Source organism: Microcoleus sp. Pol14D4 (genome assembly GCF_036701245.1).
Classification (GTDB): domain Bacteria; phylum Cyanobacteriota; class Cyanobacteriia; order Cyanobacteriales; family Microcoleaceae; genus Microcoleus.
In genome coordinates this window covers 1-13,103 of sequence record NZ_JAUBQM010000115.1, presented here as the reverse complement: position 1 = coordinate 13,103, position 13,103 = coordinate 1, and the positions used below count along the sequence as shown (strand labels likewise).

8 protein-coding genes are annotated in these 13,103 nt (G+C 46.6%); 5 read left to right on the top strand and 3 right to left on the bottom strand.

What is annotated here, in order from left to right; genetic code table 11:
• Positions 1 to 169: 169 nt before the first annotated feature.
• From hetR to QUA33_RS25920, 3 genes are all read right to left on the bottom strand, one after another.
• Positions 170 to 1,075 (bottom strand): heterocyst differentiation master regulator HetR, encoded by a 906-nt coding sequence (hetR, locus tag QUA33_RS25930; protein ID WP_333077431.1) that lies wholly within the window; start codon positions 1,073 to 1,075, stop codon positions 170 to 172.
• Positions 1,076 to 1,928: 853 nt separating this feature from the next.
• Positions 1,929 to 2,156, bottom strand: a complete 228-nt coding sequence (gene patX, locus QUA33_RS25925) for a heterocyst-inhibiting protein PatX (RefSeq protein ID WP_333077350.1) — start codon at positions 2,154 to 2,156, stop codon at positions 1,929 to 1,931.
• 96 nt (positions 2,157 to 2,252) lie between these two features.
• Positions 2,253 to 4,055, bottom strand: coding sequence for an FAD-dependent oxidoreductase (locus QUA33_RS25920; RefSeq protein WP_333152389.1), 1,803 nt, complete (start codon positions 4,053 to 4,055; stop codon positions 2,253 to 2,255).
• A 306-nt stretch (positions 4,056 to 4,361) separates the two neighbouring features.
• Here QUA33_RS25920 and cysC point away from each other — a divergent pair, with 306 nt between their 5' ends.
• The 5 genes from cysC (at position 4,362) to QUA33_RS25895 (ending at position 12,696) form a co-directional block, all read left to right on the top strand.
• Entirely contained in the window at positions 4,362 to 4,886 is a 525-nt protein-coding gene (gene cysC, locus QUA33_RS25915; RefSeq protein ID WP_333152387.1) for an adenylyl-sulfate kinase, read from the top strand.
• Positions 4,887 to 4,923: 37 nt separating this feature from the next.
• Positions 4,924 to 6,519 (top strand): SLBB domain-containing protein, encoded by a 1,596-nt coding sequence (locus QUA33_RS25910; RefSeq protein ID WP_333152385.1) that lies wholly within the window; start codon positions 4,924 to 4,926, stop codon positions 6,517 to 6,519.
• Positions 6,520 to 6,662: 143 nt separating this feature from the next.
• Positions 6,663 to 8,987 (top strand): polysaccharide biosynthesis tyrosine autokinase, encoded by a 2,325-nt coding sequence (locus tag QUA33_RS25905; RefSeq protein WP_333152383.1) that lies wholly within the window; start codon positions 6,663 to 6,665, stop codon positions 8,985 to 8,987.
• A 559-nt stretch (positions 8,988 to 9,546) separates the two neighbouring features.
• Positions 9,547 to 10,914 (top strand): NAD-dependent succinate-semialdehyde dehydrogenase, encoded by a 1,368-nt coding sequence (locus tag QUA33_RS25900; RefSeq protein ID WP_333152381.1) that lies wholly within the window; start codon positions 9,547 to 9,549, stop codon positions 10,912 to 10,914.
• 144 nt (positions 10,915 to 11,058) lie between these two features.
• Positions 11,059 to 12,696, top strand: coding sequence for an acetolactate synthase large subunit (locus tag QUA33_RS25895; protein ID WP_333152379.1), 1,638 nt, complete (start codon positions 11,059 to 11,061; stop codon positions 12,694 to 12,696).
• Positions 12,697 to 13,103: the final 407 nt, after the last annotated feature.

Here is a 13,103-nt window from a genome sequence, read left to right as displayed (position 1 = left end):
TATCCTTGCTCTTCGCTGTGCTTATCTCAACGGTCAACTTTCACTTTGATGTATTTGCCAAACTGAGATGCACCCAACCCGGTTTCTGCCTCGCCAGCTATCACCTATTAATCATTAGTCATTAGTCTCCCGCAATCAACTCATGACTAATGATTAATAGTTAATCAAACTAAGCGTCGTCTTGCGGCCCAAAAACCATTTGTAAAATCATCGTCGGTTCGCCCCGCTTGTGATAGCGATCGGCCCAATTGCGAATAATTTCATCTAATTCCTCAAGGGCTTGGTCGAGCCGTTCCGGCGGAATATCCAAAGTCTCCATAATTCGCATCACATTCGGTTGTTTTTCCGCCCAATCCTTCATCAGCCGGAAATATCTAGCCGTATCCTCAACCATAGTAAATGTCCGCTCTTCCTGCTCTGCCGGAGAGTAAGTAGCGCGAGTGAGGGCATAAAACGGCATTCCCCAAGGAGAATCAATACGAGTCACTGTCCCAGAATAGATCAAGCGTCGCTTAATGTGTTCTGCTAGAGCTTCGCTCAAAGGCATTCGCCTTTCAGGAGACATATCTTCTTGCGATCGCCTGTGCAGAAACTCGATCAACTCCATAAACTGAAAAGAATTGATCAGTTGAGCGTCGGGCGGATTCGGAGGAATCTTGCCTTCGAGATATTTTTTTTCATCTACAGTCAAATTGTTTCCCGGAATGCGAGGGCGTCCCGGCATCCAACCATACTGTTCTAACCAGACATAAGGAAACTGAATCAAATATCTAGGTTCTTGCGAACCCAACATTTTCAGCAATTTTCCCTGAGTCAGAGCTTCCCGGACTTCTTCAACAATCACCTTCACCCGTTTAGGCTCAATGTGATGCAAGTGTCCGGTCATCCGCAGGTTGTTGTCCTGCTCCATATAAGTCATATAAATGGCACACTTAGCCGCCGTTGCGGCCGCGTCTAGAAACGCCCCGTGCCTGTGCCCACTGGTTCTCATGGCGCTAAACGCCAGATATAGCATGATCTGATCCATTGCACTAGGGCTGAGGCTTTTGACCAGATCCAAAGAGTCATTTTTCATCACTATCCCCGAAATAGCCAAATTAGGAGGCATTTTGTTATCCTCCATTAAATTATTGCGAGAGCGCCGAATCAAGCATAGCCGACTGTCGCCGGAAAGCTTGCCAGCTACCCTAATATTCAGGTTAGTTAATTTCCCTGAGGTAACAGGGGCATGGGCTTAAAGGCTATCCACACCGCATAAGTGGTTCTTATTGGTGGCTAATTTAAGTAGATTGCTGCACCCTCTGCGCTGACAGTTTACCTATATATAAGTTAGTTATCGCACGTTTATTATAGTGCAGCCGTTGAAAATTAAACCCTACCTGTGGGGGGGAGAAGGTAAATAACTGTTGCGCTCCCAGGAATTTGAGGCGACTCCGAGCTCCTAATTCTTGAATAGTCATGGATGCCGAAACCAAGTTCGATCGACTAAAATAAGGCTGTTGCGTAATTGCGGGAAGATTTTGATGGTTTTGTGGGATGGGAGCTCGTAGGCCGTCTGCTGTATTTTCACAGCAGGCGGGACACCCCACAAGAATCGTCCTCAAATTGTGCAATGCCAAAATAAGGCTTAGAGGGCGAGGGATATCGGTTGAAAAACCCAGACGATCAGATGCCTGTGGTTAGTTACTGTTTAATTGAAGCGTTTTCAATACAAAACCGCCACATACTAGAATCTATCTCTAGGTAGATGGCGGTTCCCCGTTTATATGCTAACATTTATCACACAAAAAAGAATCTCCTCAGAACTGTCCACAAAAAGTGCAGTTGTCGCTTAACCTGAAAAACTAGAATCCCAGAAAATCCGATCGAGTGCTCAAATGAACGGCCCGAAGCAACTCAGTTGTGGTAATCACTTGCGTCAAGTGCGATTAGAAATCTTGTAGCGGATGAATGTAAACATTAGGCTCAGTAAAATTTCTGCGTCCGCTGCCCCTTTCAGGACCGCGCTCACCCTTTTGTTGAGTTTGGGCTGACAACATATATTGGGCGGTGGCAGTTGCGACAATGGGGAATGAAGATTCAAAAGCTTGAGCGGCGCTGGCACTCAAGGTAATGCCCAACAGGCTCAGTAAAGCAATTGCAGTGTAGGTTTGCATGGGTAGTATCCGTGTCAGTGTCTATTACGTGATACGGACTTGCCCCGATCGATCAGGATAGATATCTGTGCAATTTTCGGATCTGTGCAAAAAACCTTACGTCTTCAATTCTACTGCTCCCGCCAGCAGCCAAGCACCTGCCGAATTCAGCCTGCCCCATACTGTCATAGGCTTTTCGGTTTCACAATTTTGTAAAAATCTGTCGGTTTCCGAGTCCAAAGTCACGAGTTGCCAAGTTTGACCGACTAAGGATGCAGGGCTTATCAGCGTTAGTGTCCAGTCTTGTTCGCCGAGGCGGCGGAAAATGCCAAAAAATTGGCTGTGGGTATTTGCTGTTTGACTGCTTGGTTTCTCTACTGACTCCTCACATTCGCCGCTGGCGGGATATGCTTCAGGCCGATCGAGATAATAGCGCTGCCAGTCGAGCCAGTCCGATCGCCCCCGTGTCAAATTAAATAAAGGAATAACCGCCGCACTCGCCTCGGAATCTTGCAGCAAAGCTTCCTGCAAAACTCTCACCGGCAACTCTCGCGGCTGACATCCAGATTCCGCGCACAAAGCCGCCGCCATCCCCGCCGCCTGTCCAATATTCATTACCGTCGGTTGCAAGCGAGTTGCACCGTTGGCGATGTGAGAGACGGAAATATTTTTTTCGCAGACTAGCAAACCGTCTGTACTCGCAGGAATTAGGGCGCTGTAAGGAATGGTAAACGGAGTTCCCGTCCAGCGGCCGCCCCAGCGGATGGATTTTGGCTGCAAGGGAATGTCGCCACTGGGGTAGTGGTGGTCGTTGGCATAATTCCCGATCGCAATTGTTTCACAAATGCCCTGATAATTTATCGGCAACTTCGCGACTCTTCCACCGGCAATAGGCAAAATATCTTGTTCTCTGACTGTACTTATCCCTCGCAAGCGCCGACTTTCTCGGTAGTAAGGATGTAAGGCAAAAGAAGGAAGAATGGAAGAATTTTGTTGATTGTCGATCGTTGAAATGGGGAAAATATTTTGTGCTAAGCCGTAGCGGCGGCCGAGTTGCGTTTGAATGAAGCGGGCGAAACTTTGAGTGTGCCACAGACTTTCTTGCAGGAATTCTTGTCGAGATGCTTCAGATTTAATGAGTCGATCGACCCCTTCACCATAATCATTACCTCGAATGGGCCAATTAATCATCAACAATCCGCCCGGAAGCCTGCCGTAATTGAGAAATTGTTCGGGAGTGTAACTGTCCCAAGCACCGATAAATCGATCGGGATTGTCAATAGGCGGCGCGGGAATTTCTGGCCCGGCCACACCTTCGCCAAAATCCTGCATGATTGCCACCCAAGTCGGAGCTTGCACCGAATAGCTCTCTGTGAGATCATTAGAGGCGATCGGCGCGCTGGGTTCTCCCCACTCGGCTTGGAATTCCCAACCCCAGCGGTGTCCAACCTCCGCTAAAGCCAGCAAATCTCCCAATTCCGTTGCATCCAAAGTGATTTTGGCCGAAACCGTAAAATCTGCAAATTGAACGCCAGAAATGCGATCTCCTTCATACAGCACATCGTGAGCTTTTTGTCCCGAAATCCAGTGCAAGTTCGGCAAACATTTAACCCAATCAGCGAAAATTTCAGCACCGGTGCGGGGATCGTAAGTAAAAAAACTGACCCACCCCCAATCCAAACCTCCCGGCTGTCGCTGCTGGAGTTCTCGGAGAAACGCGCCCCACAAACCGGTTTGAAAAGCTGCTAATTCATTGCCATCGGGGGCCGAAACGCCAGCGGAAGTCAGCATTCCTCCCAGCCAGGGGAATTCGCTTACTAAAATAGTTTTGGCACCTCGGCGGGCTGCTTGCACGGCTGCTGCAGTGCCACCGGTGCCGCCACCGACTACCAAAACATCTGCTTTTAAGACCGAAGACATGGGCAATAGCATTTTAGATTTTAGATTAAGGTGATGAGTGCGCTACGGATAGATGTTCGGCGTTGGCGATCGCGAAGTGAATTTTACTTTGTAAAGACTTGACAAATAATAAATGGGGAATTATACAACGAGCGCACACTTTTATTACTAAATGACTGCATGAGCGATCGCAAATTTTGATTTCTCATTTTTGGCGTGTAAATATTGCCAATATTACACCGCGAATAACGATAATAGAAAAAAGGGAACTGCATCTATAAAGTTGTACGTCTTAATAATTTCCCAGTTACTAATTAACGGCTGAAAATGGAAAAAGGTTTTATTTTGTGGTTCACCGGGCTGAGCGGTTCCGGCAAGACAACTATCACCAAGGCTCTCGAACCCGAATTGAAGGCAAGAGGTTGCAAAGTTGAAATATTGGATGGAGATGTCGTTCGCACCAACTTGTCAAAAGGTTTAGGATTTAGCCAAGAAGACCGAGATACTAATATTCGGCGGATTGGATTTGTAGCTCACCTGCTGAGCCGCAATGGAGTAGGCGTAATGACTGCAGCTATTAGCCCCTACAGAGCAATTCGCGACGAAATTAGAGCAATGGAGCCCAATTTTGTTGAAGTATATATCACCGCGCCGTTAGAAGTGTGCGAAGGTCGCGATGTCAAGGGACTATACGCTAAGGCCAGAGCAGGAGAAATTAAGGGTTTTACGGGAATTGACGATCCTTATGAAGAACCGCTCAATCCTGAGATTATTTGTTACACAGAGCGAGAAACTGTGGAAGAGAGTGTTAAAAAAGTTCTAAGCAAGTTAGAAGAGTTGGGTTACATTTGATGGTGGCGGGGTAGGAAGCGGATAGGGGCAAAAGGCGATGGTGAGCAAAAACTATTCAAAATTCAATACTGTCAAAGGTTTCACGGTCAAATTTTTAACAGTGTCAGCGCTGGCTGCAGGTTCATCTCCGGGGATGGCTCAGTTTTTGCCTCCTCCTCCTGCTTTCTCTCCTCCTCCTCCTCCTGGTTCTGCTGTTCCCGTACCCATGCCTCCTGTTCAGGGATTTCCGGCGATTCCGGCAAGTGAACCTTCAAGTGTACGATCGGAAGTTTACACTTTAGGCGCGGGCGATCGTATTCAAATGGACATCTTCAACGTCCCGGAATACAGCGGGCCCAACGGTCAACACCAAGTACAGGCCGACGGTTCCCTGAGTTTGCCGTTAATTGGCAGCGTTTCGGTGTACGGGATGACCTTAGAACAAGCTTCTAATGCTGTTAAAGACAAATACGGCAAATACCTCAAACGTCCTTGGATTACCCTCAAACTGCTGGCAGCGCGTCCTTTGCAAATTGCGATCGCGGGCGAAATTAACCGCCCCGGAGCCTATACAATATCCTCAGCAGCAGGCCCCGGAGGCACAGCAGAGCAAATGGGAACTCAAATGCCAACGATATCGCGGGCTCTGCGAATGGCCGGCGGAATTACGCAGTCAGCAGACGTGCGGCAAATCAAAATCCGCCGCCCCCAGCGCAACGCACCGGAACAAATTATTAGTGTGGATTTGTGGGAATTATTGCAAAACGGCGATTTGCGGGCCGATATGACTTTGCGCGACGGCGATACTATATTCATTCCCACTGTAACTAGCCTCAACCGCCAAGAAGCACCGACTTTAGCAGTAGCTAACATTACCGGACAAAGCACTCAACCAATTAATATTGCTGTGGTGGGCGAAGTAACTCGCCCCGGTACTTATACTTTGGCAAAAGAGGCTCAAAGTAGGGTACAAGAGAATGAAATGGGTGAAAATTCTGGTTTGTTTGCTGCCAGCGAAACCAACAGCGGGGAAACTGTTTTGCAGCAAACTGTAACGAGGGCAATTAAAATGGCCGGCGGCATTACCCCGGTAGCTGATATCAGACAAATACAAGTTCGCCGCCTGACACGGGCGGGTACAGAGCAAATTATTAATGTGAATTTGTGGCAACTTTTGGAAGGGGGAGATGTATCCCAAGATTTAGCGCTGCAACAGGGAGATACGGTAATCGTTCCCAAAGCCGAAGATATCGAGGGAACCCAAGATGAACAAGTGGCTAATTCTAATTTTTCACCTGATACGATTAAGGTGAACATTGTGGGAGAAGTCGTGAAGCCGGGAGCGATTGCGGTGGTTCCCAACACTACTTTAAATCAAGCGCTGGTAGCAGCGGGAGGTTTTAATAAAGCGCGCGCTCAAATGGATTCGGTGGATTTAATTCGCCTCAATCCTAACGGCACAGTTTCCCAGCTAACTGTTAAGGTTAATTTTTCTGCAACTGCCAATGAAGAAACTAATCCCAAACTAAAAAATAATGATGTAATTATGGTAAGGAGATCGGGTCGCGCTACGTTCTCGGATAATGTAGGGGGGACTCTTGCTCCTCTCAGCCCGCTGTTAGGAATATTTCGGTTGTTCGATATTTTTCGGTGATTTGAATAGACTGGCATTAACACGTCAGAAACCCGCTTTCTAGAAAAAATAGCGGTTTGGTAATGAAATATCTAGGAATCAACCGGTTTCCTGAAACTCCGCCAGCGGTACAGACGTTTAAACTAATAAGTTGTAGAAATCAAATGAAACCAGGGAAACAATCTCAAGTAGCACTGTTTAATCATAAAAAAGCCGCTGAGCTGCAAAAAATTTCTTCCGGGCTTTATGCAGAAGATCAATTTTTAGGCAGAGAGAAAACCGAGGAAGAAGAGTTAAGTTTTTGGGAAGTTTGCCGCAGTCGCTCTATCTTAGTCATCGGCGTAGCAGCGGCAGTAACCACCGGGGTTTTCGCCTGGACACTGAATCAAAAAAACGAGTACGAAGGGCGCTTTCAATTATTAGTAGAACCCGCGGTTACTCAAAATACTTTAGCAAAAATCTACTCCGGTGAGCTGAAACTGCAACCAGCGGCCCCGGCGACCGAAGAAAAGGGCGGTTTTGACTACGAATCTCAAATTCAAGTTTTGCAAAGCCCGCAAGTAATGTCGCCGATTATTAAACAGTTGCAGGCTAAGTATCCCGAAATAAATTACAGCTACCTCTTGAACCAAAAAGCAGATAATTTGCCGTTTTCTCAGGAAACCAGGCTGTCAATTAATCGCTTCAAAAATACCAAGATTATCGAAGTTAGATATCGGGATTATGACCCGAAAAAAATTCAGTTTGTTTTGGAAAAAGTTGCGCTTGGCTACCGCAACTACAGCGTGCAAGATACCACAACTCAAATTAGTCAGACTCTGGATTTTGTGAAATCGCAAATTCCCAACCAGCGAAAGCGTCAACAAGCTCTGCAAACAGAAATTCAAAAGTTGCGGCAGCAGTACAATTTCATCGATCCGCAAATTCAAACCCAACAACTCGCGCAGCAAATCAGCCAACTTCAAACGCAAAGATTGGACGCGCAAACGCAGCTCAATCAGCAGAGATTGCTCTATTCCAATCTGCAAAATCAGCTCGGACTGAACCAGAAGCAAGCGCTGATGGCCTCTGCTCTGAGTCAAGCTCCCCGCTATCAAGCGATGCTGACTCAATTGCAGCAATTAGAAGGGCAAATTGCGATTAACTCGGCTACGTTTACAGACGAAACTCCGCAAATGCAATTGTTGCGAGAACAGCGCAAAAACCTAATTCCTTTATTGAAGAAAGAAGCCCAACAGGTTCTGGGCACTGATTTAGCTAAGGTAAATTCGCAAGTGCTGGCTTTTCAAGATCCGGTGCGGATTAAGTTAATCGAGCAGTTTATTGGTACTGCTAATTTAATTCAGGTGCTGGGCGTGCGGAATCAAGTTTTGGAACAAGCTGCTAAGCAGTTGAATCAATACTCTCAAGGATTACCGGTGATTTTGCGGCGCTATTCGGATTTGCAGCGCGAGTTGGATTTGACTAACAATACGCTGAATAGTTTGCTGGCAAAACAGCAAGCTTTGCAGCTTGAAGCTGTGGGCAAAAAAGAGGTGGCTTGGGAAGTTATTGCTAAGCCGGAAATTCCGCGTTACAAAAATGGCGAGTTGATGGCTGTTGCTCCGATTATGCCTTTGAATTTGGCTTTGGGGGGATTGGCTGGTTTGCTGTTTGGTATGCTGGCGGCGCAGTTGGCGGAACGGTTTAAAAATAAAACGGTGTTCCAAACTCCAGAGGATGTCAAACAGTCGATTCGCCTGCCTTTGTTGGGGGTAATTCCTGCTAGCGATAAAATTTTGAGACTTCCTCCTGCTGAGACAAGCCCGGTGGATGTGGCAATTTCGCCGATGCCGACGGATGCTTTTCAAGAAGCTTTTCGATCGCTCAATGCGAATATTCGCTTACTCCACCTTGATACTCCCATCAATTCTTGTGTAATTACTTCTTGTCAAGTAGCTGATGGCAAGTCTACTGTAGCAGTCAATCTGGCGCGGGCAGCAGCAGCAATGGGCCAGCAAGTGCTGTTAGTTGATGCCGATTTGCGGCGCCCGCAGGTACACGAAATGCTGGGTTTACCGAATTGGCAAGGCTTGCACAATGCGATCGCGGATGATGTGGATGTGCAACAGTTGATTTTGCGATCGCCCCGCGATGAAAATTTGTTTGTGTTAACTTCCGGCCCGGTTCCTCTCGATCCCACAAAGGTGCTTTCTTCCCGAAAAATGCAGCATTTAATGGCAGCTTTGTCAAGTCATTTTGACTTAGTTATTTACGATACTCCACCGCTTTTAGGTTTGGCGGATGCGAATTTGTTGGCGGCTCACACTAACGGATTGATGCTGGTAGTGGGGCTGCATCAAACTGAGCGGGAGGCGCTGTTGTTGGCTTTTGAAGATTTGAAAATGGCGGGAATTCCGCTGTTGGGAATGGTGGCGAATAACGATAAAGGCAGCAGGTATTACTATCAGTCTTACGTGCAGGATTACGTCCAGGAACAGTCTGTTTGAGGGAGAGGAATTGAGAAATGTGTAATGGAACAGGCCGTCAGGTCTGTTCTTGAGAATGCAAAGCGGGCGGGACACCGGACAAGATATTTCATCCATCTTGCACCATTAGTTGCGAATAAAGCTGTCATATCAATTCCGGTTTTACTCCTCCGGAATTGTTGACTGTTGACTGTTGACTGTTGACGGGCGGGTCGAAAAACTGAATGGTTGAGTGTTAACTGTTGACTCGATTTTATTATTCCGATGCAACCGGAAACTATATCAGGGGCGGGGGGGACGCCCCACAAGAATATTTAACTTTTGTGGAACAGGCCGTCTAGCCTGTTATTGAGATTTGTGCGTGATTTCAGAAAGACAAATTTTCTTAAGATTTGCGATCGAGACTGTGAACTATAATTAAAAGTAGAGAAATTTAAACAAATCGCGGCACTTGCAACTTCGCAAGACCTAAAAGAAAACGTGGCGGGTAAATTCCTATTTTGTAATACCTTGATACAACTCCCTGCCGAGGCTGAAAACTAGCAGGGAGTTTTGTGTTTTTCACACAGGAGATGAAACAATGGCTATTGCTACTATCAACCCGGCAACGGGAGAAACGCTGAAAACCTTCGAGCCGATCGCGGATGAGGTAATAGAAGCTAAGCTGGAATTAGCACAGCAAGCTTTTAAAAAATACCGCCAACTGCCGTTTGAGCAGAGAGCTCTGTGGATGCAGAAAGCTGCGGACATCTTGGAGCGCGATCGCGAAATTTACGCTGAAATGATGACCCTGGAAATGGGCAAAACGCTAAAATCTGCGATCGGCGAAGTGGAAAAATGCGCCTTAGTTTGTCGGTATTACGCCAAAAATGCAGCTCAATTTATGGCAGACGTACCGGCAACTACCGATGCTACCAGCAGCTTTGTCCGCTACCAACCGCTGGGCGCTATTTTAGCCGTTATGCCGTGGAATTTCCCATTTTGGCAAGTTTTTCGGTTTGCGGCGCCCGCGCTGATGGCGGGCAATGTCGGCTTGCTCAAACACGCTTCCAACGTGCCTCAGTGCGCTTTGAAAATCGAAGAAATTTTTACGCTTGCTGGCTTTCCCGAAGGAGTTTTTCAAACTTTGTTAGTGGGTTCGGACAAGGTAGCCGATATCGTTGCGGACGATCGTATAAAAGCAGCAACTCTCACTGGTAGCGAACCAGCGGGTGAAAGTTTGGCAGCAAATGCGGGCAAAAATTTGAAAAAAGTAGTGCTGGAATTGGGAGGGAGCGACCCATTTATTGTAATGTCCAGCGCCGATGTAGCAGCAGCTTTATCAACTGCTGTGACATCCCGGATGCTCAATAACGGTCAATCTTGCATCGCCGCCAAACGCTTTATTTTAGTAGAAGAGATTGCCGACGAATTTATCACAGGATTTGTCGAAAAATTCGAGCAATTAAAAGTAGGCGATCCGATGTTGCCAGAAACCGATATCGGCCCTTTAGCTACTCCCGCAATCCTCAAAGACTTGGACAATCAAGTACAAACTTGCATCCAATCGGGAGCAAAACTTCTGACAGGTGGCCGCCCATTGTCAGAGAAGACCGGCAATTTCTACTTGCCAACTATTCTGGCAGACATTCCGCCGAATGCCTCTGCCCGTCAAGAAGAATTTTTCGGGCCTGTAGCTTTAGTATTCCGAGTTGCAGGCATCGATGAGGCCATCGAACTCGCAAATAGCACATCTTTTGGCTTGGGTGCGTCAGCTTGGACTACAGTAAACTCAGAGAGCGATCGCTTTATTTCCGAACTAGAGGCCGGCGCGGTATTCATCAACGGTTTAGTAAAATCCGACCCGAGATTGCCCTTCGGTGGCATCAAACGCTCCGGTTACGGACGCGAATTGAGCATCCAAGGAATTCACGAATTTGTTAACATTAAAACAGTGTGGGTGAAATAAGCTCCCACTCTATCAACCGATCGCACAAATCTACATAAGTCTGCGTTTATCTGCGTTTACCTGCGGTTAAAAATGTCCGTATAGTATTTTTGCGATCGGTTGAAAAAGACCAAAAACCCCCATTAACCGAGGAGAGAAACGGAAATGAACACAGCTCAACTATTGGTGAAATGTTTAGAAAATGAAGGCGTCGAATACGTCTTCGGACTTCCCGGAGAAGAAAATTTAGAAATTCTAGAAGCCCTGAGAAACTCTTCAATTAAATTTATTACTACTCGTCACGAACAAGGCGCGGCTTTCATGGCCGACGTTTACGGTCGTCTCACCGGCAAAGCCGGCGTTTGCTTGTCCACCTTGGGTCCAGGCGCAACTAACTTAATGACAGGAGTGGCTGACGCCAATTTAGACGGCGCTCCTTTAATAGCAATTACCGGACAAGTCGGCACAGACAGGATGCACATAGAATCGCACCAATATTTAGATTTGGTTGCCATGTTTGAGCCAGTTACTAAATGGAATGCTCAAATTGTTCGCCCCAGCACGACGGCAGAAATTGTCCGCAAAGCCTTTAAAGTAGCTCAAAGTGAAAAGCCCGGAGCAGTTCACATTGACTTACCTGAAAACATCGCAGCAATGCCTGCTGAAGGAAATCCGCTCACCAAAGACAACCGCGAAAAAACTTTTGGCGCTTACCAAAGCTTGAATAAAGCTGCTGTGGCAATTTCCAAGGCTAAAAGTCCTCTGCTTTTAGTAGGAAACGGCGCGATCCGTGCTAACGCCAGCGATGCTTTGACACAATTTGCTACTCGATTGAATATTCCCGTAGCTAATACTTTCATGGGCAAAGGTGTAATTCCTTACACTCATCCTTTGGCACTGTGGACGACGGGACTGCAAAAACGGGATTATATTAGCTGTGCTTTTGAAGAAACGGATTTAGTGATTGCTGTTGGCTACGATTTGATTGAATATTCCCCGAAGAAGTGGAATCCAGAAGGAAAAATTCCGATTATTCACATTGGATCTTTGCCAGCAGAAATTGACAGCAGTTATATTCCTCTTATAGAAGTTGTGGGAGATATTTCTGATTCCCTCAATGAAATTTTGCAGCGTGCCGATCGCATGGAGAAAGTAGACCCTTTTGCTAAGCAATTGCGGGCGGATATTCGCGCTGGGTACGAACAATATGCAGCCGACGACGGTTTCCCGATCAAGCCACAAAAACTCATTTACGATTTGCGGCAAGTCCTGGGCCCGGAAGATATTCTTATATCGGATGTGGGAGCTCACAAAATGTGGATCGCGCGGCACTATCATTGCGATCGCCCGAATACCTGTCTGATTTCTAACGGATTTGCGGCGATGGGAATTGCGATTCCGGGTGCGGTAGCTGCAAAACTCGTTTATCCCGATCGCAAAGTAATAGCAGCCACTGGCGACGGTGGTTTTATGATGAATTGCCAAGAGTTAGAAACTGCTTTGCGAGTCGGTACTAATTTTGTGACGCTGATATTTAATGACGGCGGTTACGGGTTAATTGAATGGAAGCAGCAAGATTATTTTGGTCATTCAGATTTCGTCAAATTTGGCAACCCCGATTTTGTGAAATTTGCGGAAAGTATGGGTTTAAAAGGCTATCGAGTGGAATCTGCAACAGATTTAATTCCGATTCTGAAAGAAGCCCTTGCTCAAGATATTCCTTGCGTTATTGACTGTCCGGTAGACTATCGGGAAAATGCGCGTTTCAGTCAATTATCGGGGGATATGAGTTGCAATTTGTAAGTTAAGCAATGGGTAAGATCCTGTCCGGCTAAAGCAGCATAAATTCATTTGGGCGGGCTGCAGTACCCGCCCCACAAGAACATTAATTTTTGGTGTCGGACTTAGTGTTAAATACTTCATCTAGATTGGAGTTTAGACTAAGCATAAATTGACTCCTGGTTAGCGGAGTGAAATTTTAGTGAATTTAGAAAGAGTTTTCAAGGTTAAGTTACGACTTTTGGTGATTTTTGGAACCGACCTTTAGCCTTTTTAATCACGGGATAGCGACATCTTTGAGTACGAAGTTTACCTTCTGGCCATCCGGCACAATTTCCTCGACGTTTGGGAGAAACTGTAGTTTAGACTAACCAAAGATGAGAACGGTGGCAAAAGAAGAACTAGAGCCACCGCGCCAGGAGAGAATGAGG